The organism is Paraburkholderia sp. MM5477-R1 (assembly GCF_050436385.1).
In the GTDB taxonomy this organism is placed as follows: domain Bacteria; phylum Pseudomonadota; class Gammaproteobacteria; order Burkholderiales; family Burkholderiaceae; genus Paraburkholderia; species Paraburkholderia tuberum.
In genome coordinates, this window is record NZ_JBNDMC010000005.1 from 359,681 (window position 1) to 381,813 (window position 22,133).

The following is a 22,133-nucleotide window of genomic DNA, read 5'->3' on the forward strand; positions in this document are numbered from 1 at the left end:
GGGGTTCATCATGACCGTCATCCGTACCGGAAACCCGCTGGACTGGCGCGAAGTCTGCGCCGTCGCGGCAGGCGCACCGCTCGAGCTTTCCGCGCAAGCGCGCGAGCGCATTGGCGCCGCGCGCGCGCTCGTTGAGCAGATCATCGCGCGCGGCATGCGCGCCTACGGCGTGAACACCGGGGTCGGCGCGTTGTGCGACGTGGTGGTGTCGCCGGCCGAACAGCACACGCTTTCGCACAACATTTTGATGAGCCACGCGGTGGGCGTCGGCGCGTCGCTCGGCGCGCAGGAGACGCGCGCGATCATGGCCGCAGCCATCAACAATTACGCGCACGGGCATTCGGGCGTGCGCGTCGAACTCGTCGAGCGGCTCGTCGCGCTGCTCCAGGCCGATTGCCTGCCCGAAGTGCCCGCGCTCGGTTCGGTCGGCTATCTGAGCCACATGGCGCATATCGCACTCGTGTGCGTCGGCGCGGGGCACGTGAACTGGCGTGGTGAGCGCATCAGCGGCGCCGAGGCGCTGCGCCGGCTGGGGCTCGAACCCTTGTCGCTCGAAGCGAAAGAAGGCTTGAGCCTCGTGAACGGCACGCCGTGCGTGACCGGGCTCGCGGCGCTCGCGCTGCAACGCGCGCACCGGCTGCTCGACTGGGCCGACGCCGTGGCGGCGATGAGCTTCGAGAATCTCGGCGGCCAGATGGTGGCGTTCGACGCGGGCTCGCTCGCGTATCGCGTCTCACCGGGCCTTGCGCAGGTCGGCGCGCGCATGCGCGCGGCGCTGCTGGGCAGCGGTCTGCTGGCGGCGGCACTCGGACGGCGTACGCAGGATCCGCTCAGCATGCGCACGATTCCGCATGTGCACGGTGCGGCGCGCGATGTGCTGGCTGCGACGGCCGAAGTCGTGAACCGCGAACTCGCCTCGACGACTGACAATCCGATCATCGCCGGCACGCCCGAGGAGCCGCGCGTGTTCTCGCAGGCGCACGCCGTCGGCGCGTCGATCGCGCTCGCCATGGACAGCCTCGCGGTTGCGGTCGCGCAGGTGGCCGCGATGGCGGAGCGGCGTCTCGATCGTCTCGTCAATCCGCTCGTGAGCGGGTTGCCCGCGTTTCTCGCGCAAGCGAGCGGCACGCGCTCGGGCTTCATGATCGCGCAATACACGGCGGCGGCGCTGGTCGCGCAGAACCGCCGCGAGGCCGCGCCCGCGAGCCTCGACGGCGGTGTGACGTCCGGCTTGCAGGAAGATCACCTTTGCCACGCCACGCCGGCCGCGCTCAAGGCGCTGGCCGTCATCGACAACAGCGGCCGCATATTTGGCATTGAACTGCTTGCCGCGGTTCAGGCATACGACCTGCAGCCTATCGCGGCCGAGCGCGCGCCGTATACGCAGGCGTTGTATAGCCAGGTTCGCGCTGTCTTGCCGACCTACCGTGACGACCGTCCGCTTGCGGACGACATGACACGCGCATTCCACATGATCATGGATGATGGTCCGCCGCCGTTGCCCGGCCCGCTGACGGTCCGGCCCTCACGGGATTTCTGCATTCCGGCACCAACGGACTGCGTGGCGGGCAGCGCGGCGGCCTCGGCGAACGATGCTTTGCCCGGGGCGGTGGGTACTTGAGGCTGGCGTCGCGCGGCGCCGCGCAAATCGTTCACGGTGCAACCAGGACAGTCATGACTGAGGCGGCGCAGGCGGGTGGAGAGGCGAAGCGGTTGAAGCTGCAGCGCAAGCTTGCGCCAGCATACGAACAGATCAAGCGCTATGTAATCGAGCGCATAGCCGATGGCACCTGGAAGCCTGGAGACGCAATCCCTTCGGAAACCGAGTTGGTCAAGGAGTCCGGAGTCGCACGCATGACCGTTTCGCGCGTGTTGCGCGAGTTGAGCGCACGACGTGTGCTCACGCGGCGGTATCTTTGAGGCCGAGCTTCGCCAGGTTGAATTGGCCTTTGCGAATGCGATGCGTCAACTCAATGCCTGCCAGAGTGATCGCGGCGTTCCTGAAACGGTTGAAGCCGAGCATGACATTCGTCCGCCTGGCAATACAGATTTTTCTCTGCTTATACTCACTGTCACCTGAACGGCTCACGCCCAGGTCCCACGCTGCACGCCGACAAAAAACCACGACGTCAGTCGACACCACGGCACGCGACTCACTTTTCGCAACCGCAGTTCTTACATATCAGGTGGGACCTCTTATGCTAAATCGTGCTTTTGGTGCAGCGATTTCATCGTTGCTCGTGGCAGGCGCCGCAGTTGCACCGGCCATCTCGCATGCCGACGACAGCTTCGCGCAGGACGACGGCGCGTCGCATGGCCGGCCGGTCAAGGTGATGATCATTTCGATGTTCGGTCCGGAAGGCCAGGTGTGGCTCGATCATCTCGGCCCGTGGCAGGACATCACCGTCGCGGGCCTGTCTCCTGACTACCCTGCCGTACACTGCAATCGCCAGGAGGTCTGCGTGATGACGACGGGCATGGGGCACGCGAATGCCGCCGCGTCGATCATGGCGCTGACGTTCTCGCCGCGTTTCGACTTGCGTCATACGTACTTCATGGTGGCGGGCATCGCTGGTATTGATCCGCTTCAGGGCACCGTCGGTTCCGCTGCGTGGGCGAACTGGCTCGTCGACTTCGGGATTCAATGGGAAATCGACGGACGCGAAATTCCGCCGGGCTGGAATACCGGCTATCTCGGCATCAACACGACGGGCCCGACGCAGAAGCCGCCGCTCGACTATCGCACCGAAGTGTTCCAGCTCAATCCGGCGCTTTCGAACGCGGCATTCGCGCTGTCGCGCAACGTGACGCTGACCGACGACGCACAGGCGCAGGCTGCCCGCGCCAAATACAACTATGCGCCCGCGAACCGTCCGCCGACCGTGATCCAGTGCGACACGCTGGCGGGCGATACCTGGTGGTCGGGCACCGATCTCGGCGAGCGTGCGCGGCAATGGACGAAGATCCTGACCGACGGCAAGGGCACCTATTGCACGACCCAGCAGGAAGACAACGCCACTTTCGAGGCGCTGACGCGCGCGGCGACCGTGCATCGCGTTGACCTGAACCGTGTCGCGGTGCTGCGCGCTGGTTCGGACTTCGACCGGCCGTACGCGGGCCAGTCGAGCGCGGACAATCTGCTCAACTACTCGTCGCAGGGGGGCTTCACGATCGCGATCGACAATCTGTTCCTGACGGGCAATCCGCTCGTGCAGGACATCGTCACGCATTGGGGCGAGTGGCGCGACGGCGTACCGCAGCGGTAGCGCGTTTGCGGCGTGGTGGAGGGTACCGCGTGCCGGTCTGCACAGCGCTCGTGTCCACCGTTGTCGTCAGTTGCCGCGGCGGCCGCTGCGCGGGCGGTGGCGGCTCCGCGCGCGGCATGATGCGAACATAAGGCCGCGATGCGCCATGCTCATCGGCGTCCCCAGAACCTGCGCTGCACCTGCATCACTTCTTCCTCGACCTCGGCCACGGGCCCAACCAGTTCAATGCGCTTCTGGCAATGGTCGAAGACATACCGCGACGACACACTCATCGTGGGATTCTCTGCATGATTGCCCGTGGCTTGCAGCAGGCGCTCTTCCGTCATTGCAAAAACCACCCGCCCAATGTTGGCCCAATATGCCGTGCCTGCGCACATGCAACATGGCTCAACCGTCGTATAGAGCGTGCAACCCCACAAGAATTGCGGCGTAAAGTTGAGCGCGGCGATACGCGCGAGCACCGCTTCCGCATGATTGACGGAATCGACATTGCCCTGTTCTATTAGAACCGACTCCTGATCGGGCCCGACGAGTATGGCGCCAAACGGGTGACGGCCCAACAGCATCGCACGTTCTGCGATAACGCTTGCATGACGCAGATGGCGGACGATCTGCTCGCGTGTCGGCGCGAGCTCCTGCTCAGGGAACGCCGACGCGTTCTGTTTCGGGGAAATGACAAGGCTCAAAGTGTGTCTCCTCCACGTTGGCTGAGTTACTTCGGCAACGTGCCCTCGACCCCCTGCACGAACCAGTTGAGCCGCAGCAACTCGGCGTCGGGCAGCGACGTGCCGGCTGCCACCTTGATCGCGCCATTCTGATCCCTGATCGGTCCGGAGAACGGATCGAATCTGCCCGCGATAATGTCGTCGCGCTTTTGCGCCAGCGCCTTTTGCGCGGCAGGCGATACGGCTGCAGTGTTGATGTCAGCGAGGTCGATTGCTTTTTCCTTGAGACCCCACCACGTCGGCGCGTTGGTCCACGTGCCGGATTGCACCTGTTCGATCAGGTGAGAGTAGTAGACGCCCCAGTAGCTCACGCATGCGCCCAGTTGGGCATTCGGGCCGAACTTCTTCATGTCCGAGTCCCAACCGAACGCGTGCACATTTTTCTGCTCGGCAGTCTGCATTGTCGCCGTCGAATCGGTGTTCTGGATCAGCACGTCGGCTCCCTGGCCAATCAGCGTTTCGGCCGCCTGTTTCTCCTTGCCTGGATCGAACCAGCTATTGATCCATATGACCTTTACCTTCGCATTCGGATTGATCGAACGCGCACCCATTGTGAAAGCGTTAATGTTGCGCACCACTTCCGGGACCGGCACCGAGGCGACGAAGCCGAGCGTATTCGTCTTCGTCGTATAGCCGGCGACGAGCCCAGCCAGATAGGCGCTCTGGTACGTGCGCACGTCATAGGTCGCAAAGTTCGTGGCCTTCTTGTATCCGGTCGCATGCTCGAAGACGACGTCGGGATAATCCTTTGCAGTCTTCAGTTCGAAGTCCTGGAATCCGAAGCTCGAGCCCACGATAATCTTGTTGCCCTTGTTCGCGAGGTCGCGAAACACGCGCTCCGAGTCAGCGGATTCGGGTACGTTCTCGACGCGCGTGACCTTGATCTTGTCACCGAACCTCGCTTCGATCGCCTTCACGCCCTGTTCGTGTGCGTAGGTCCAGCCAGCGTCACCGGGGTTGCCGAGGTAGACGAACGCGACGCCCATCGGCACTGCGGCGGTGGCAGTGGGGCTCAACGCGACATAGATGCCAAGCGCGGCTAAAAGCGTAACCGCAGGGCGCAGTGAGCGCACCACCGCGCGAGCGAAGTTTGTTCTCATGGAGTCTCCGAAGATGGGGAACGGGAAGGAGACGACGCCAGTCGTCCAGCCGACTGGCTGCGTCGCGTCAGCGATGATGGTGGTGAGTCAATATCAAGGCCGAAATATTGATTCGTTATGTGTCGTATAACGGAATGGATATGAAGCCATTGGGAAATTGGCCTGCGGATCGCGGAGTTCGAATAGGAGACCGCGATCGTCGTGTGGGCCAGCGACAGGCCGCGCTCGGACATCATTGTCGGATGATGAGATCGGGGGGCAACACCTTAACCGATTCACCTTCACTATTTGCACCAGAACCGTCGCCTGTATCGCCAGCAAGAGCCAGCACTTCCCTCCACGATTGTGCCGACTTTGACACGGGCCCATGAGCATAGATCAATGCCGAGGCGAGAGTGGCACGTACGCGCATTTCGGTGTCCGAGTCCACCGAGGCATGGGGCAGTTCTTCAAGCGCATCGATGGCCTGCTCGGCACGCGTGCAGCATTCGTGAATCAGGCCCGCATCGAGCAGCGCCTCTGTGAAACCTGCCGCGAGCTCGACTCCAATCCGCGTATCGCCATGCTGCGAGAACGCCCAATAGCCGCCCGTCAGCAAACTGAAACGGTCGTGCAGATAGCGATGAACACCCCCAATGCCGAGGCCAGCGACGCGCGTCGCTGCCAGCTCGATCGCCAAAGGAATGCCGTCCAGCCGGCGGCAGATCTCGCCGATGAGATGAATTTCCTCGCAGCCGGCGTATGCATACCGTTGGATTGAATTGACGCGCAGCAAAAACAACTTTACCGCTGAAAACTGGACGATCTCCGCATGGGTTGAATGCGAAGGCGGCACGTCGAATGGCTCGACCCGGTACACCGTCTCTTGCATCAGGCGAAGCGGTTCACGACTCGTTACCATCACACGCAGAATTTCGCTTGCCGCTACGAGTGCGTCGACGATCCGCGCGACGGCGTCGATCACATGCTCGGCGTTATCCAGCACGAGGAGCAGACGTTTGCCGGAAACCGCCGCAGCCAGTTGCGCAACGTCGACTGCAGCATCGAGCGTGGACAGCCCGCATGCTTCGGCGACCTCGCATAGGACCGCATCTTCGGTTGTTGCCGTGGCAAGTTCGACAAAACACACAGCGCGGGAAGAATCGTTCGATGCCTGCCGTGCTACCTCTATAGCCAGGCTCGTCTTCCCTATACCGCCGGCTCCAGTGAGCGTCAATACCTGCGTAGTCTGGAGCAACATGCTGATCTGCCGAACGGCTGCGTCGCGGCCTGTGAGCCGGGTTTCGCGTAGCGGCAGGCTACGTCAGAAGGCTCGGGACTCGACCGCAGGAGCCCGGCTCTCAACGGGTCGTTGTCGCAACTGATACCCGCGACCAGGGATCGTGACAATCAGGTTGCGATCCTCACCAAGTATTTTGCGTAACGCGGACAGATGGACCTGGATATTGTTTTCTTCGACGACGGTTTTCGGCCAGACACTATCCAACAATTCGTCTTTCGTAACGAGTCGTCCAGCGGCCGACACGAGCACGGCAAGAATATCGAAGGCGCGAGATCCGACAGGTACGAGCGTGCCGCTTTGGTGCAGCGTCCGCATCTCCAAATCGATCTGAAACCGGCCCAGGTCGATCATGCTGGTGCCGTAATTCGCGGGTCGCTCGGTAACCGTCATGTTTGTGCTCGCATTGATCGAGGTGAGTTGCGCGCCGGCTTTATGCCGATGTCAGTCGCATTCCGGCTAAGCAGAGTTAGTTGCCCGCCTGGTCTGCGCAAGCCTGAACGTCGCGGTGTATGTCTCCAGAAATAGCCTGTTTGATTGATTAAATCTCCGTGACATTGGAGAAAGTTTTGTCTCACCAGACTCGACAGCGCGCCTGCGCCCTCCGGCGGCTGTATTCCCTCGCGAAGGAATTGAGGATTCTGACGGACCGAGTCTGCCAGCTTTACTTTTGTTCACAAACCGGTCTATAAACAAAATTCTTTTGAAAAGAAATCAAGAATGAATATCACCCTCGACGAATTGGCGACTTTCATGGCCGTGGTCGATACCGGCTCGATGACGGCAGTTGCCCAACATCTCGACCTGACAGTGTCGGCGGCCAGCCGGACGCTGGGGCGCCTCGAGGAAAAGCTGAAAACGACCTTGATGCGCCGGACCACGCGCAGGATGGAGCTGACCGAGGAAGGGCGCGCGTTCCTTCAACGCGCGCGCGCCATCATCGATTCCGTGGAAAGCGCGGAGGAACAGATGGTCGCGCGGCGGGAAAACCCATCGGGGCTCCTGGGGATCAATGCAGCGTCGCCTTTCATGCTGCACGTGATCGCACCGCTTGTGCAAGGCTACCGCGTGCGCTATCCGCACGTTCACCTGGAGCTGAACACGAACGACGGCATCATCGATCTACTCGAGAGCCGCACCGATGTCGCTATTCGAATTGGCCGGCTCAAGGATTCGACGCTGCATAGCCGGCTTGTTGGCAGTAGCCGCATGCGTGTTCTTGCGAGTCCCGACTATCTTGAGGCGCACGGACATCCGCGCGAGGTCGCTGACCTTGGCAAGCACGTACTGCTGGGCTTTACACAACCGGAGTCGCTCAATGTCTGGCCGTTGCTCGGTGCCGACGGTGAGCCGTACCGTATCGAGCCGGTGGCAAGTTCATCGAGCGGCGAGACGCTTCGTCAACTGGCGCTCGAAGGCGTGGGCGTTGTCTGCCTGTCGGATTTCATGACCGACCGGGACCGCGAAACAGGGCGTCTCGTGCAGATCCTCGCCCGTCAGACCAAGGACGTCCGTCAGCCAATCCATGCTGTCTATTACCGCAATACAGCCGTTTCTTCGCGAATAGCGTCGTTCATCGATTATCTGATGGGCGAGATTGGAGGCAACGGGGCGACTCAGCATCAGACTGCGTGGGCGCGTCAAGCTTAGCCCGGATCGACTACAGCCCGTGCCTGGCTATTTGCGAGGTTTAACGTTTCCAGTCGCTTGAACGTCCGTTATGGAGAAATCCAACTGTCCCTCGTGGGTCGGGATGGGCCGATCAGCGTCGGGCAGAGGTCGGCCAGGAGCCGCCGTTCACATGCGTTGTCGGTCGGACGTTCACGCGTCGGCTGCGCCCCCGTAACCGGCCATCCGATTGGCAAAGACAAGCACCCCTTCCATCCGCCGAAGCGGCTGCTCCGTTAGTGCTGCAGTGAGAACGTTCCTTAAAAAGCACGAAGCGGCCAATGCCGTTGTCACGGCATCGTAGTGTTCGTCGTTGGTCCAGTGCAGAGTGCCGGACCGGTATCAGTCATGGTTGCTTCTGTTCGCGGCCTCATGCTTCGGTCTCGTAAAGCAGACCGTAGCTTCCGCTCGTTCGCTTTGTTCGCGCGAAGCCGAGTTCCCCCAAATGCATACCGGCGATCAAAAGTCCCTCCGAGCTGACCAGGTCCAGAAGCCGTGAACGTGTGGTGGCTGCCAGGGAAGGGTCTTCATCGAATGCAATCGATACGTCTGGCCGTTTAATCTGGATGTGAGGAAAATGAACAATATCTCCCCAAACAAGCAGGCCCTGATCATGGGATTCGAGAAGATATCCGGAGTGTCCATCTGTGTGTCCCGGTAGCGGCATCGCTCTGATACCGGGCAGCACTTCGCCCTCGTCGAAAGTACGGAGCTTGTCGCGGTAGCCATCGAACACTTGACGGGCTATCAGGAAATTACCGCGGGCACGCTCGCTGGCACGGCTTAGATTTCCGTCATCCTGCCAAAATTCGACCTCTCGCTGATGAGCAACAAGTTCCGCATTCGGAAAGGTAACTTGTCCGGCTGTGTCCACTAGTCCTCCGACACGGTCGGGATGGGCGTGTGTGAGCAGGATTGTGTCGATCTCCGATGGTTCGACGCCAGCAAGCGATAAGATGGGCCGCAACAAGAAGGATCCGAAACCCCTCGACACGTCGGCGTTCAACACGCTGGTGAAGACCGCCTCAGAAGTCCTGCGCCGCCATGAGCAGCAACTGCGTGCGCAACTCCATAAAGAAGTGCGGGTGGCGAGCGCGGACGGTAACGACGAGCTCGACATCACGCTGGACATCGTTGCGGACGACATCGAACCGTACGCGCTGCTGACCGCGCTCGACACCTTCGGCGAGCAGTTGGCGCAAGTGCAGGTCGCGCCCAGCTTCAAGCTCAGCGAGGCGAGCGCCGTGGCCTGGGTCGAAAACGAATTTCGCCGCCCGGGCTAGAGGCGGGGCAGGCCGGCTGACCAGGGTGATTCAAAAATTACTAAAGCCTGTCAATATACTTTCATATTCACTTCATAGAATCCTCGCGTCATAGCGGCGCGAGCGTGAACCATGTGGTTTCGGGCTGACTGCGTGCCGGCTGTGCATTCACCCACGCTACCCGAACCCTGGATCACGACAACATGGCAGAGCCGTTCGACATTTCCCGCCGCAAGGCCCTGAAACTACTTGCCGGTGCGCCGATGCTGCCGCTAGGCGGCATCGCCACGGCGTCGATGCTGACCGCTTGCGGCGGCGATCTGGCGACTCCGTCGGCCAATTCCGCCACGCCTACTACGCCTGCCACCCCGGTCGCGAACTTCACTTCGGCGTCTTTCACCAGCATGCCGGCGCCGTCGCTCGCCAATCCGTCGCTGATGGCAACCACCACGGTCGGCTCAGGCCTGACGGTTTCGTATTCCGACGGCTCCCAAAAGACTTACAAACTCGCGTACCGGCCGTTCTTCATGACCGGCGATCTGGTCCCGGACGGCAACGGCGGCACCGTGCTGGCAGGCGGGTACTTCGACATCAACAACCAGCCGATCGACGACGATTCGGTGCCCGCGCAACGGCGCCAGTTCTTTTCGGACTCGCCGGACGGTACGTCGCTGCTGAAGATCGATGGCGCGAAGGTCGCCGGCGTAAAGGGCAACACGGTGTTCGCTGTGGTCCAGTTCGAATACACGACGCGCTCGCAGTCCGGCAGTGACATGTATGGCCGCCTCCCGTCGCCGATCGCGGTGCTGACGCTTGATCAGGATCCGGCCACCGGCAAGTTGACGCTCGTCAAGTATCACAACGTCGACACGTCGCCCGCGAATGGACTGTGGATCACTTGCGGCGCGAGCCTGTCGCCGTGGAACACGCATCTGTCGAGCGAGGAATACGAGCCGGATGCGTTCACGGCCAGCTCGAGCAATCTGGCGCAGTACAAGGCGTTCAACGATAACCTGTACGGCAACACGAACATTGCTTTCAACCCGTATCTCTATGGTCATCTGCCGGAAATCACGGTCAAGGCGGATGGCACCGGCTCGGTCAGAAAGCACTATTGCCTCGGGCGCATTTCGCACGAACTGGTGCAGGTGATGCCGGACAACCGCACGGTCCTGATGGGCGACGACGCGACCAACAGCGGCCTCTTCATGTTCGTGGCGGACAACGAGAAGGACCTGTCGGCCGGCACGTTGTATGTGGCGAAAGTGGGCGCGGGCTTCTCGGTCGATCCGGCCGCGGCGGGCGCGGACCTGACGTGGATCAGGCTGGGTCACGCGACGAGCGCGGAAGTCGAGGCCATGGCGAAGTCGAATCGGCCGCAGGACGTCATCGACGTCAAGTGGACCGATCCTGCCGACGCTAACTACCGGAAGATCTTCGCCGGTGGCACCGCGCAGTGGGTCAGGATCATGCCGGGCAAGGAGAAGGTTGCGGCTTTCCTCGAAACCCATCGCTACGCTTACCTGGCGGGCGGCAGCATGGGCTTCACGAAGATGGAAGGGACGACGGTCAACATCAAGGACAAGATCGCGTACTCCGCTTTGCAGAACATCGTCGACTCGATGGTGAAGGGCAACGCGAAGGGCTGGAACGCGGAGAGCAACATTTCCGTCGACGCCGCGATCAACGCCGGCGGCGTGCTTCAGCACAAGCTCGCGGGCGGCCAGAAGGATAACCAGGGTGCCGCGATCAACAGCGAGTGGGTGCCGGTGCACACCAGCGCGCTGCTGGTCGGCAGGGACATCGCCGCCGACGCGCTCGGCAACAAGGCCGACCCGGAGTTGGTCGCCAACCCGGACAACCTGAAATTCTCGGAGAAGCTGCGCACGCTCTTTATCGGCGAGGACAGCGGCTACCACGTGAACAATTTCCTGTGGGCGTACAACGTCGACACGAAGCAGCTCACGCGTCTGCTGTCGACACCCGCCGGCGCCGAATCGACCGGTCTGCATGCGGTCGACGAACTCAACGGCTGGACCTACATCATGAGCAACTTCCAGCATGCCGGCGACTGGGGCAGCCAGCATACGCAGGCGCTCAGGGACACGCTCGATCCGCTTGTGCGCGTGAATTACAGGGATCGCTTCGGCGCGTCGGTCGGCTATCTGACAGCAGACCCGACATCGATCAAGCTGGTGTGACGGCAAGGCTCGCAGAGATCCTCGCAAGTCTCATTGTGGGGAAATTGATGGCGCGTTGATCCGATACGAAAAGCACGGTTCGCGAGCGGTTCATCGCCCCCTCTCTGGAGGGGGTTTTTTATTGGAGCCGGGAGGCAAAGTTGTGTGTTCGCAAGACACTCTTCGAACTGTGACATAGCCCTGCATTCAGGCAACTGCGTGGTGATAGTCAGCGACTACGGGGCGGATTGCCAGCCAGATAGCCGGCTTCGACGAGCCACGCGAACAGCGCGTTGATGATCACCATCGCCTGGTACTGGCTACTCGGCCGGAGCGTCCTGTAGAACGGCCGCCAGCGCGGATCATGGCGCGGGTATTTGCGCCCGCCGTCGGCGACCCAGCGCGCGTGCGGCAACGGGTCTTTCAGGAATTGCCGGAAGAGTTGCAGGTCTTCGTGCGTGAGCCACGACAGCGGCTTGCCCAGTTGCACGATCGCCCATAGCAGCAGCCGTTCGGCTTCCTTGCGGTAATTCTCGAAGGTGGTCTTTTTGTCGGCGACCCGCGCGAGCCATGCGCGGACCGCATTCAGGTCGTCGTGGGCGGCGATCTGTGAATGCCCGCGCGCCCGGTTGCTGCCATCGCGGCCGTCGAGATCGGCGGACAGTTCAAGCGCATCGAGGGGCGTCCTGCCCGACGAAACCCGCCTCTCGGCTGAAATCGACCGCCTGAAAGGCGAATTCCCGAAGACCCGCGAGCTGTACCGCGAAGTCTGCGCGCTACTGTTCTTCCGCTTCGGGATCACGCCGACCGCGAACCGGCTTTACCAGCTGGTCAAGCGCGGCAGCATGAGCACGCCGACCCAGGTGCTCGGTGAATTCTGGGCCGAACTGCGCGAAAAGAGCCGGGTGCGCATCGAACACCCCGACCTGCCCGCCGATCTGGGGCCGGCTGCCGGCGAACTGGTCGCGGCGCTCTGGACCCGCGCAACCGCCTCTGCCGAAGCCGCGCTCGACGCGCTGCGCGACGAGGTCGAGGCGCAACGGTCGGTCGTTGCTGCCCGCGACGAACTGGGTCGCGTCGAGACCGCGCTCGAACAGCGCACGGCGACGCTCCTTGCCGCGCAGGTCGAGGTGCGCGAACTGGAAAAGGCGCAGACCGAGGGCCACGCGGCGCGGCAGGCGTGCGAGGCCGAGGTCGTCCGGCTCAAGGCCGAGGCGCTCGTGCGCGACCGTGAACTGGACAAGGTGCGCGAAGGTTTCTCGCGGGATCTCGAGAAGCTGCGCGAGAGCGCGGAACGCGCCGAAGAGCGCCTGCGAGCATCGGAAAAGCGCGCGCTGCTGGAGATCGACCGCGAGCGGGGTGCGGCCGCGAAGCTGCGGAAGGACCTCGATGCCGCGGTGAAGCGGGCCGACAGTCGCGGGGCGGACCATCACCGGGCGGTCGAGGCGCTGCAGGCGCAGCTCGGGGACGTGCGTCACCAGGCGGGCGTGCTGCAGGGACGGCTCGATGCCGTGCTGGCCACGAACGTCACGCTGCAGCAACAGCTGGCGGCACTGCGGCAGGCGGATACACGCGACGCCCGTCCAGCCCGTGCGAAGTCCGCCTCCACCCGGCGCGCCCGGTGGCGACACGCCCTTCACGCGCGCCGCGCGTCACGCCCGCGCCAGCCAGCAAGACCGTAGTGCACCGCAAGAGGGGAAAGAGGGATGGAAAATAGAACCCGCCCGCGCAAGAGACGGAAGGCCCCGGTCTGTCCGCCGATCGGCGCGCTGTTGCGCCATGGCGAGCGGACCGTGCGCGTGATCGCCGAAGCGAGCGGCCAGCGCGCGATCATCGAGTCGGTGCACGAAGACGGAAGCACCTTCCGCAGCACGATGAAGTGGGCTAATCTGGCCGCTCTTCACGATCAGCTCTTCTGAGCGGGATGAACATGCAGCAGCCCACCATTCAGCAGCTCGACATTTTCGCCGACAGCCGTGATGTCATGTTGCGTAACGACGTGCTGGAGCCGCTGCAGCGGCGCGATGCGGTGGCGGCGCGAACGGCACTGGAGCTGCTCGCCGGCGAATATCCGGACGATGGCGCGCTCCCAGCGATGAGCGTGCTGGTTCGTGAGCTGGAACGCGGATCGCCCACGCCCTTTTCAGATCACGAGACGCTGGCCAGCGCACGCCGGCATCTCGAGGACGAGGTCGTACCTGCCGCCCGGCGGGTGCTGCCCGCGCAGAATGTTCAGTCGTGGCTCACGCCGTGCTGGCGAGCGCTTGCTCAGCGGGCTGAATCGCTACCGTTTCGTACCGCCGACGCAGACAGTCACGCCGTGCCGCTGTGGCTTTTGGCGGGCGACGGGGCGGCTGCGATTGAAGCAGTCGAAGCCATCGAGTCCTGGTCGCGCATCCCGGCACCGCTTGCGTGGATGACCGAGGCACGCTACCGGGCGGCCGGCCTGGATGCGGCGTGGCCGCTGCTCGCGCAACTGGCGTGGCTGGCGCCGGCGAGGTTCGTGGCGTTGTTGCCCACCTTGGGTGATGCTTCGCTGGACGCGCTGCGCCGGCGCTTCGATGCCGAATTCCCTGGCACCGGCGAGGTCGACGACTATTCCTGGTTCCCGGCATGGCTACTGTTGGTGAAGCCGGCGCTCGCCGGCAGGTTAGGTGAGGTGCGCGTGCAGCGTGACCAGGCGGCATCGCGCGCGACGGCCCTGCTCGGAGAGATCCGGCGCCGGGAGCACGAAGGCGACCAGCATGAACTCATCGGGCTGCGCCAGGAGCTCAGCCGGCTGCATGCGGGCCTGTTCGACACCTACATGGCGACACGGAAAGTGCAGCACCGTTGATCGGTGAGCGAGGCCGCGAATGGTCACATCGGGCAGTCGTCCTGCAATCATTCGCGAGATGCGACCCGGGGGCGGACGGTTCGCCCGGGCGAGGAGACGGCCGCGAGGCCGAACAGGTATCCGTAATTGTCTCCGCACTGCGGAGACAATTCGGACGCTCGCCGGCGCAAGCCCCGGTGACGGGTTTGAAGACAGATTGGGCCGTCCGCGGGCAGTTTTAACGCGGCGGTAGCCGCACACCTGAGCATGAAAGTATGAACGACCTTACGCCTTCCTCCTTGCTTGACGAAGTCCGACAGCTGATCGATTCGGCGCGCGAACGGGCCGCCGTTGCGATCAATGCAGAACTGACACTGCTGTACTGGCAGGTGGGGCATCGTATTGAGGCAGAGGTATTGCGGGGCGCCCGCGCGGAGTACGGGCAACAGGTGATCGGATCGTTGGCGCGTCAGCTTACCGCCGAATACGGGCGCGGCTGGAGCGACAAGCAGTTGCGCCACTGCATGCGTCTTGCGGAGGTTTTTGCCGACGAAGCGATTGTCTCCGCAGTGCGGAGAGAATTGAGCTGGACGCACCTGAAGACGCTGATCTACATCGACGACCCGGTGAAGCCTTAAGCATTCCCTCTTCGCTTCCCGCCTTACGCGCGACATTTCGGCGCTCTCGGGTGACGCGGCCTGTGGCGCAACGGCCCTCGAATGGAGACTTGTCGTTGAGAGTTGTAAAGCGGATGAGGCACTACGCGGGCAGACGAATGAAAGCTCTCCGCAATAGACTGTACTTCCCAATCCTGATCTTTGCGACGGCAATGCCGCACCAATCCATGCCCCCATTCTTTGATCGCTGTGTGCGTCTCGTTGTCGGCGCAACGCTCTCTGTTTCACTTGCCGCCTGCCACCATGAAGAGCCGTGGAAGCTCACGGATGTCCAGGGGCATTTGCCCGATCTGGATTTCGCGCTGACCTCCGACGCCGGCAAGCAGATTAGCCAGGCGAACCTGGCAGGTGATGTCACACTCGTCTACTTCGGCTACACGCATTGCCCGGACGTATGCCCGGAGACGCTGGCCAAACTGGCCCAAGTGACGCATCAACTGGGCGGCGCCGCACAGCATGTGAAGGTCCTGTTCGTGAGTGTCGACCCGGCGCGGGACACGCCCGCAGTGATGCATGCGTATGTCGATGCGTTTGACGCAAAGCACGACGTCGGCCTGACCGGTTCCGACAGCGCGATCAAGGCGCTCGCGCAACGCTATCGCGTCGCGTACCAGGCTGACAAGCCCCGCGCGAACGGTGGATACGAGGTAACCCATAGCTCGGCGATCTACATATTCGATGCGAAAGGGCACGCGCGCCTGATCGGTGCGGACGACGATCCGGTCGACGCATTTGTGCACGATCTGCGTCAATTGGCCGACGAGACCTGACGACAGGCGCCCGCGACGGTGCTGAAGAGGCCGCGAACGAGCCCGCGCACCCACGGTGTTTTCAACAGATAGAGTCGGACGTACGTCGGAGATTCCGGCCAGATTCGCCCGGAGGAGCGCTTGTTGTCGCCGCCCGAAGTTCCACGCATACCACCGCGTTCAGCTGGTCAATAACCGGCTACGACCAGAATCCCTATGCACGCTCAACGCAAGGTTTCCTGGCATACAAGTGTGTGGCGCCGGTAGCATCGTGGATCACGCCACCGCTTGAGCAGGCTGGACCTCGACCGTGACATGGGACAACCCCTTAAAGCGCTGGAGCACCGCATGATGCCATCTTCGAAGATGGAAACGGCAAACACACCGGACCGAGCGAAGATCTTCTGCGCCTCGTCTTCGTAACCATGCCCGTGATGGTCGCCGAGCAGCTACCCGCTCGCCAGGTTGACCGACAGGCCTACCACCGGGATGAGAATCGCTTCGCCGAAATGAATCGATACTGGCGACAGAAAGCGCGACACGGCCTCGTACCCAATCAGCACTGCGATCATGGCAAGTACGATGGCACTCGTGAAGCCCACGGGATCGCCAAGCTTGCCAGTACCGAAAACGAAGCGGGGGTCGGCAGCATGCTTACGCGCGTATGTGTACGCGAGGGCTGCAATCAGCATTGCTCCAGCGTGCGTCGACAGGTGCAGACCGTCTGCAACAAGCGCCAGTGAGCCAAACACATTGCCGCCGATGATTTCAATCAGCGTCATCGCGCTGCACAGCGCAACGACCGCCGAGGTCCTGCGCTCGTTCTGCTCGTGAGCCGCGCCCAGAAAGAGGTGGTCGTGTCCTGCGCCGAACGCCGAGTCTTTGAAATCACTCATGTGCTGCTCTACTTGAAATAGCTGTGAACGACTTCGATGAGCTGGTCAGTCGCGCTGCCGGCCGGCTCTTTGTGGATTTCGGCATCGACGAGATGCGTGCGGATATGCTCCTCGAGCACTACCGCCAGCAGGCCATTCATCGCGCCGCGACAACTGGTTATCTGCTGCAGGACGTCGATGCATCCACGCTCTGCCTCAAGCGCCCGCTCGATGGCTTCCACTTGCCCCTTGATGCGGCGGACCCGGTTGAGAAGCTTCTGTTTCTCACGAATGGTGTGGCTCATGAATGACCTCCGATATACCGCAGGAGCGTATATGCCAGATAGGGTGGAGGGATATGCTAATTCTCCCCCGGTGAACGAAGGCGAATTGAAAGAATTTGACTGCATTAGACCCGGCTTCGCCTTTCGGGCAGCGGCCTTTATGGATGGACTTTGTTTGCGCGAGGACGGCACGTGCAAGCGAATCCACGATACGCGATAGGGCGTCACCGTCCCACCGGGACGCGCCAGGCGCGCGATCATTGCGATTGGCTCGTGCCGCTTTGGCGTCCGGTCACCAGGAAGAAGCAGGCATACGTTTTCCTGACGTGATCGGCTGCTTCTGGCCGGACACAGCATCGTGTGATAAGAATATGCGCCGCGTGCTTCAGATGCTGCGAGCGACGCTACGCGAACCCGTCGCGGTCGTTCGACCTGGCTCCGATCGAAAGGGCTACCTTGAAGGTGCAGCCGCCATCGCTCGGTTGCGGATAGCTAATCGCCCAATTCGACCCTTCGTACATAGCCTTTTCGTCGCGCCTGGGTGCCGTCCACGTTAATGTGTCGAGAACTATTGGTCGACTTCGATATCCCGCTGGCCCCTGGCAGGAGACGGGCAACCGTGGTATTTCCGTGCATGCGGCGGTGCGTCATCTATTGGCGACGCGACTCTTTGGAATGCAAAAATGCAGGCATCCGAGTTGACCGACGACCAGGTCGCGGAACCGGTAGAGATGTTCCGGCAGATCGGCGATCCGACCCGCCTGAAAATAATTGCAGCATGCCTTCGCGTGCCGATGTGCGTTTCCTACATCGCGGCAAGATATGGCCTGGCGCAAACGCTCGTCAGCCATCACCTGCGGCTTTTGCGAGCAGCCCGGGTGCTGCGCGCCGATCGGTGCGGAAAACAGATTTTCTGTGTAGCAACTGACGAGCACGTAAAGCTTGTCATCAGCGACATGGCTGAACACGAGTGTGAGCATCCGCCGTCCGAATTTGATGAGTCACCGAAGGAGGAATGACGCGTTTTGCGGCTGACCTGCAAGGCAAGCCCCGATGTTTTCCGGCTATCGAACCCACCGCGCCGGTTAATTAAAGCACAGACGCGTTTACTTCATCGGGGGGTATGGCATCATCTAGACGGAAACAAAGGGCGTTGACTTCGGCGTGCGTAAGGAGGATCGCTTAACATCTGCCCGGATTAACCCTTGCCCATTGGGGGCACGCCGCGAAGCCCACGTCATGCGTTCACTATCACGTGAGTCGAGGAGCACTGCTATGAGCACCTGCAACGAACCGCATCATGCCCATCATGACCATCAGCATGGTCCGAACTGCGGACACACTGCGATCAGGCATGGCGATCACACTGACTATCTGCACGATGGTCACCTGCACCATCCCCATGGCGATCACGTGGACGAACACCGGCTGGAGGTGAGCGCAAAAAATCCGGATCAATGTACTTCCAACTGCGGCGGTCATGAGTCGGGACATGTCCACGGGCCGGCATGCGGCCACGAAGCGGTACCGCATGGCGATCACGTCGACTACCTGGTCAACGGCCACCTGCACCATCCGCACGGCGATCATTGCGACGACCACGGCCCGGTTGAGCTCGCCTGAGTGCCCGGCGCCAGGCAGGCGAAGTACCTCAATACGATTGAGTATGCCTGGTGCCAGGTTACTGCCTGGGTGGACACACCTTACTGCGTCCACTCAGGGAACGGGTCGGTAAATTTGTGCCACTCGACTTCATCACGGGCCAGTTCGTCCTCGCTTAGTAGGCAGGCATCAAAGGACGCGCGCAAGGCTGCCTCGTCCATTCCGGTGCCGATCAGGACCAGCTCCTGTTGACGATCCCCGAAACGCTCATGCCAGCGGCTTCGGATGATAGCCTGTGCTTCGGGCTCCTGCGGCCAGGCGTGCCTGGGCACGGCCGCCCACCAGGTCCCGGCGCGTCCGTGACGCGAGACCGCGCCGGCTTGCGACCATTCGCCGACCGCATGGTTGCGTGAGGCCAGCCAGAAGTACCCCTTCGAGCGCACGACGCCCGGCCACTCGCTCTGAATCCAGTCGAAGAAACGCTGCGGATGAAACGGACGGCGCGCGCGGTAGACGAAGCTGGTGATGCCATATTGTTCGCTTTCGGGAATGTGTTCGCCGCGCATCTCCTTGAGCCACCCAGGCGCTTGCGCAGCGGCTTCGAAGTCGAACAGGCCGGTATCGAGGACCTGCCCGATCGGCACCTGGCCAAAGCGGCTTTCGACGATCTTCGCGCGGGCGTTCAGCACCCGCAGCACGCCTTTGAGCAACTCCAACTCGCTTGCGCTCACAAGGTCCGTCTTGTTCAGCACGATCACGTCGCAGAACTCGATCTGCTCGGTCAGCAGATCGACCACGGTGCGGCGGTCTTCCCCGCCCATCGTTTCGCCGCGATCCGCCAGGAAGTCGTGGGAACCGTAGTCGCGCACAAAGTTATAGGCGTCGACGACCGTCACCATCGTGTCCAGGCGAGAGATATCCGAGAGGCTGTGACCTTGTTCGTCGCGAAACGTGAAGGTTTCCGCCACCGGCAAGGGCTCGGATATGCCCGTGGATTCGATCAGCAGATAGTCGAAGCGCTTCTCCCGCGCGAGCCGCTGGATCTCGATCAGCAGGTCCTCGCGCAATGTGCAGCAAATGCAACCGTTGCTCATTTCGACGAGCTTTTCGTCGATGTGCGAGAGCTGGCTGCCGCCGTCACGAATCAGCTGAGCGTCGATGTTGACTTCCGACATATCGTTCACGATTACGGCCACCCGCTTGCCTTCGCGGTTATTCAGGACGTGGTTCAGGAGCGAGGTCTTGCCTGCGCCGAGAAAGCCGGACAGTACGGTGACGGGGAGCTTGTGCATGGGAAAAGTGGAGCCTCAAACGTGGTGAAGAAGATCGCATGAATCGACACGGCCAGCCTGCTGGCCGAGGCGGGTGCGCGGCAAGCAGGCGCGATCCTTCGTGTCAGTTCTGCAGGACTTCGCCAACCATACAGTTGTCGAGGCCCGCCTTGAAAAGATCATGTGGCAACTGTTTGCCGATGAAAACAATCCGGGTTTCGCGCGTTTCATTCGCGCCCCAGGACTTACCGATATCCGCGCCAAAAATCATATGTACGCCCTGGAACACTGCGCGACGGTCGACACCCGCCAGGTTCAGCACACCCTTGTAGCGCAGCATCGCGGCACCATGGATCGCCACCGTGGCGCTGAAGAACGCCTCGAGCTTGTCCCGATCCAGAGGCGCAGTAGTGCGGTAGACGAAGGACGTCACGTCGTCGTCATGCTCGTGCGAAACGTCTTCAAGGAAATCGGGCTCGATGTCGACAATGGCATCCAGACTGAAGCTGCGGATGTCGAGCAGTTGCTTCAGGTCCGTCTCGCCAAAATGTGCCGGCCTGATCGTCGCGCGCGGGTTCATCTGCCGCAACCGGCGCATCAGTTGCTGCGCCTGCTCTTCGCCAACGAGGTCCACCTTGGATACGAGGATACGGTCCGCGAATCCGACCTGCTCCTGCGCTTCGTGATGTTCGTCGAGCTGCTCGCCGCCATGCCGTGCGTCGACCACCGTCACGATGGCGTCGAGCAGGTATTTCTCCTGCACGACATCGTCAACAAAGAACGTTTGCGCGACGGGCGCCGGATCGGCAAGTCCCGTTGTCTCGATGATGACCCGCTCGAACGCGAGTTCTCCTGTCTCCCGTCGCGCGGCGAGCGTCGAAAGAATGCGCACCAGGTCGCCACGCACCGTACAACAGATACAGCCATTGTTCATTTCGACAATCTGCTCGTTACCGTCCTGCACCAGCAATTCGTTGTCGATGCCCGCTTCGCCGAACTCGTTTTCGATGACCGCAACGCGTCCGCCGTGATGCTCGGTCAGGATGCGGTTGAGCAAGGTCGTTTTTCCGGCGCCGAGGAAGCCGGTCAGGATGGTCGTCGGGATACGCTGGAAGCCGGTTGCATCTTGCATTGCATTCTCCTGTGAGCGGCACGCGCTCAAGCATGTTCGCCCGTCGAGGTGCCCGGGCGCTGAACAAATGGTTACGGTCGAGATGCCCCCATGCGGTGACAGCCCGCTTCGCTGATGCCACGGTCCGGGACGGCCAGTCTGTCTGCCGGGAACGCTGGACACCACATATGTTATGTTATAACGTACCTAATCCTATCGGATTGTTATTTTTCGTGCCAGGAACGCCAATGAAAAAAATCGCCGCCAGGCTTTGCAACTCCGTTCAGCACCGCGCATCCTGGAGTTCAGGACAGCCAGACCGGTTTGTTTGGCGCGCCGCACTAAAGCCCATCGGTAGCCTTTCGGCTGCATTGGTACTGCTTGCCGTGCATCAGGGAAGCGCCATGGCGGCATCAGCAGCGGCTGGCGTAATCAACGCCATCGGTGTCGAAAACGAGTACGCCGACGTCATCGCCCAGATCGGCGGCAAGTACGTTCAGGTGAGCGCGATCGAAACGGATCCCAATACGGATCCACACACGTTCGAGGTCAACCCGAAGGTGGCAGCGCAGCTTGCTTCCGCCGATCTGATCGTCAAGAACGGCGTGGGATACGACGCCTGGGCCGACAAGATCATCGCAGCCGCGCCCAACAACAAACGCAAGGTCATTGACGCCCAACACCTGCTCGGCCTGCCCGACAGCACGCCGAACCCGCATCTCTGGTACGACCCGAAAACCATGCCGGCGGTTGCGAAGGCAGTGGCAGCGGACCTTTCCGCATTGAACCCTGCGCAGGCAGCCTACTTTCAAGCCAACGTGAAGAAGTTCGACGCATCACTCAAGCCCTGGCTGGCTGCAATTGCATCGTTCAAGGCGCACTACGCGAAAACGCCTGTCGCGGTGACGGAGCCGGTCGCCAACTACATGCTCGAAGCGGTCCGCACCGATATCGCCACACCCTTCAGCCTGCAGGCGGCGATCATGAACGGCACCGATCCCTCTCCGCAGGACGTGACGAAACAGAACAGCCTGTTCACGGACCACAAGGTCAAGGTGTTCGTCTACAACCAGCAGGTCACGGATGCGCTCACACAGTCGTTCCTCAATCTGGCCAGGAAAAATGGTATTCCGGTGGTCGGCGTCTACGAGACCATGCCAACCCCCGGCTTTACTTACCAGTCGTGGATGCTGGCGGAAGTCAATGCGCTGGAAAAGGCAGTGACTTCCAAAGTGTCCACTGAAACCTTGCAGGCTGTGCAGTGAGCGG

19 protein-coding genes and 6 pseudogenes are annotated in these 22,133 nt (G+C 61.8%); 13 read left to right on the forward strand and 12 right to left on the reverse strand.

The window, feature by feature from the left end; translation table 11 throughout:
• Positions 1-10 precede the first annotated feature (10 nt).
• Together OKW35_RS13975 and OKW35_RS13980 are read left to right on the forward strand one after the other, a co-directional pair.
• Complete coding sequence (locus OKW35_RS13975) at positions 11-1,621, forward strand: HAL/PAL/TAL family ammonia-lyase (protein WP_429552325.1); 1,611 nt, start codon at positions 11-13, stop codon at positions 1,619-1,621.
• 53 nt (positions 1,622-1,674) lie between these two features.
• A pseudogene (locus OKW35_RS13980) lies at positions 1,675-1,908 on the forward strand (GntR family transcriptional regulator); the annotation flags it as partial.
• Here the strand turns inward: OKW35_RS13980 and OKW35_RS13985 are convergent.
• A pseudogene (locus OKW35_RS13985) lies at positions 1,901-2,044 on the reverse strand (IS6 family transposase); the annotation flags it as partial. The pseudogenes OKW35_RS13980 and OKW35_RS13985 sit on opposite strands and share 8 nt — an antisense overlap.
• A gap of 154 nt (positions 2,045-2,198) precedes the next feature.
• On the opposite strand from OKW35_RS13985, the gene OKW35_RS13990 reads away from it, so the two are divergent.
• Complete coding sequence (locus tag OKW35_RS13990) at positions 2,199-3,266, forward strand: purine-nucleoside phosphorylase (RefSeq protein WP_429552326.1); 1,068 nt, start codon at positions 2,199-2,201, stop codon at positions 3,264-3,266.
• A gap of 149 nt (positions 3,267-3,415) precedes the next feature.
• Here OKW35_RS13990 and OKW35_RS13995 read toward each other — a convergent pair whose 3' ends face one another.
• From OKW35_RS13995 to OKW35_RS14010, 4 genes are all read right to left on the reverse strand, one after another.
• Entirely contained in the window at positions 3,416-3,952 is a 537-nt protein-coding gene (locus OKW35_RS13995; protein WP_429552327.1) for a nucleoside deaminase, read from the reverse strand.
• 26 nt (positions 3,953-3,978) lie between these two features.
• Positions 3,979-5,091, reverse strand: a complete 1,113-nt coding sequence (locus tag OKW35_RS14000) for a BMP family ABC transporter substrate-binding protein (RefSeq protein WP_184033114.1) — start codon at positions 5,089-5,091, stop codon at positions 3,979-3,981.
• 232 nt (positions 5,092-5,323) lie between these two features.
• Positions 5,324-6,331 (reverse strand): ATP-binding protein, encoded by a 1,008-nt coding sequence (locus OKW35_RS14005; protein ID WP_429552328.1) that lies wholly within the window; start codon positions 6,329-6,331, stop codon positions 5,324-5,326.
• Positions 6,332-6,394: 63 nt separating this feature from the next.
• Positions 6,395-6,763, reverse strand: a complete 369-nt coding sequence (locus OKW35_RS14010; RefSeq protein WP_429552329.1) for a winged helix-turn-helix domain-containing protein — start codon at positions 6,761-6,763, stop codon at positions 6,395-6,397.
• A gap of 327 nt (positions 6,764-7,090) precedes the next feature.
• Between OKW35_RS14010 and OKW35_RS14015 the strand changes: the two genes are divergently transcribed.
• Positions 7,091-8,020: a LysR substrate-binding domain-containing protein gene (locus tag OKW35_RS14015; protein WP_429552330.1), complete on the forward strand. Its 930-nt coding sequence runs from the start codon at positions 7,091-7,093 to the stop codon at positions 8,018-8,020.
• Between the two features lie 388 nt (positions 8,021-8,408).
• Here the strand turns inward: OKW35_RS14015 and OKW35_RS14020 are convergent.
• Positions 8,409-8,993 (reverse strand): annotated as a pseudogene (locus tag OKW35_RS14020) (MBL fold metallo-hydrolase); the annotation flags it as partial.
• Between OKW35_RS14020 and OKW35_RS14025 the strand changes: the two are divergent.
• Positions 8,962-9,321, forward strand: a pseudogene (locus OKW35_RS14025) (hypothetical protein); the annotation flags it as partial. The pseudogenes OKW35_RS14020 and OKW35_RS14025 overlap by 32 nt on opposite strands.
• A gap of 182 nt (positions 9,322-9,503) precedes the next feature.
• Positions 9,504-11,501, forward strand: coding sequence for a PhoX family protein (locus OKW35_RS14030; protein WP_429552331.1), 1,998 nt, complete (start codon positions 9,504-9,506; stop codon positions 11,499-11,501).
• 223 nt (positions 11,502-11,724) lie between these two features.
• Here OKW35_RS14030 and OKW35_RS14035 read toward each other — a convergent pair.
• Positions 11,725-12,144: pseudogene (locus OKW35_RS14035) on the reverse strand (tyrosine-type recombinase/integrase); the annotation flags it as partial.
• Here OKW35_RS14035 and OKW35_RS14040 point away from each other — a divergent pair.
• The 5 genes from OKW35_RS14040 to OKW35_RS14060 all read left to right on the forward strand — a co-directional run bounded on the left by OKW35_RS14040 (position 12,029) and on the right by OKW35_RS14060 (position 15,742).
• Complete coding sequence (locus OKW35_RS14040) at positions 12,029-13,162, forward strand: DNA-binding protein (RefSeq protein WP_409259256.1); 1,134 nt, start codon at positions 12,029-12,031, stop codon at positions 13,160-13,162. The pseudogene OKW35_RS14035 and the gene OKW35_RS14040 sit on opposite strands and share 116 nt — an antisense overlap.
• A 24-nt stretch (positions 13,163-13,186) precedes the next feature.
• Positions 13,187-13,399, forward strand: coding sequence for a hypothetical protein (locus tag OKW35_RS14045; RefSeq protein ID WP_429552332.1), 213 nt, complete (start codon positions 13,187-13,189; stop codon positions 13,397-13,399).
• Positions 13,400-13,404: 5 nt separating this feature from the next.
• Positions 13,405-14,316, forward strand: a complete 912-nt coding sequence (locus tag OKW35_RS14050) for a hypothetical protein (protein WP_184056614.1) — start codon at positions 13,405-13,407, stop codon at positions 14,314-14,316.
• Between the two features lie 254 nt (positions 14,317-14,570).
• A complete protein-coding gene (locus OKW35_RS14055; RefSeq protein WP_429552333.1) occupies positions 14,571-14,933 on the forward strand; it encodes a DUF1016 N-terminal domain-containing protein in 363 nt (120 codons plus the stop codon).
• A gap of 206 nt (positions 14,934-15,139) precedes the next feature.
• A complete protein-coding gene (locus OKW35_RS14060) occupies positions 15,140-15,742 on the forward strand; it encodes an SCO family protein (protein ID WP_090811184.1) in 603 nt (200 codons plus the stop codon).
• 332 nt (positions 15,743-16,074) lie between these two features.
• Here the strand turns inward: OKW35_RS14060 and OKW35_RS14065 are convergent.
• Positions 16,075-16,617, reverse strand: a pseudogene (locus OKW35_RS14065) (cation diffusion facilitator family transporter); the annotation flags it as partial.
• Positions 16,618-16,625: 8 nt separating this feature from the next.
• Positions 16,626-16,901, reverse strand: coding sequence for a metal/formaldehyde-sensitive transcriptional repressor (locus OKW35_RS14070; RefSeq protein WP_429552334.1), 276 nt, complete (start codon positions 16,899-16,901; stop codon positions 16,626-16,628).
• A 662-nt stretch (positions 16,902-17,563) separates the two neighbouring features.
• Between OKW35_RS14070 and OKW35_RS14075 the strand changes: the two genes are divergently transcribed.
• Positions 17,564-17,899 (forward strand): ArsR/SmtB family transcription factor, encoded by a 336-nt coding sequence (locus OKW35_RS14075; protein WP_429552335.1) that lies wholly within the window; start codon positions 17,564-17,566, stop codon positions 17,897-17,899.
• Between the two features lie 232 nt (positions 17,900-18,131).
• On the opposite strand, the gene OKW35_RS14080 is transcribed toward OKW35_RS14075, so the two are convergent.
• The 3 genes from OKW35_RS14080 to OKW35_RS14090 all read right to left on the reverse strand — a co-directional run bounded on the left by OKW35_RS14080 (position 18,132) and on the right by OKW35_RS14090 (position 20,885).
• Positions 18,132-18,470: a hypothetical protein gene (locus tag OKW35_RS14080; RefSeq protein ID WP_429552336.1), complete on the reverse strand. Its 339-nt coding sequence runs from the start codon at positions 18,468-18,470 to the stop codon at positions 18,132-18,134.
• 113 nt (positions 18,471-18,583) lie between these two features.
• Positions 18,584-19,774 (reverse strand): zinc metallochaperone GTPase ZigA, encoded by a 1,191-nt coding sequence (zigA, locus tag OKW35_RS14085; protein ID WP_090811193.1) that lies wholly within the window; start codon positions 19,772-19,774, stop codon positions 18,584-18,586.
• A gap of 103 nt (positions 19,775-19,877) precedes the next feature.
• On the reverse strand, positions 19,878-20,885 hold the full coding sequence (locus OKW35_RS14090; RefSeq protein WP_429552337.1) for a CobW family GTP-binding protein: 1,008 nt from the start codon (positions 20,883-20,885) through the stop codon (positions 19,878-19,880).
• A gap of 227 nt (positions 20,886-21,112) precedes the next feature.
• Between OKW35_RS14090 and OKW35_RS14095 the strand changes: the two genes are divergently transcribed.
• A complete protein-coding gene (locus OKW35_RS14095; protein ID WP_429552338.1) occupies positions 21,113-22,129 on the forward strand; it encodes a metal ABC transporter solute-binding protein, Zn/Mn family in 1,017 nt (338 codons plus the stop codon).
• Positions 22,130-22,133 lie beyond the last annotated feature (4 nt).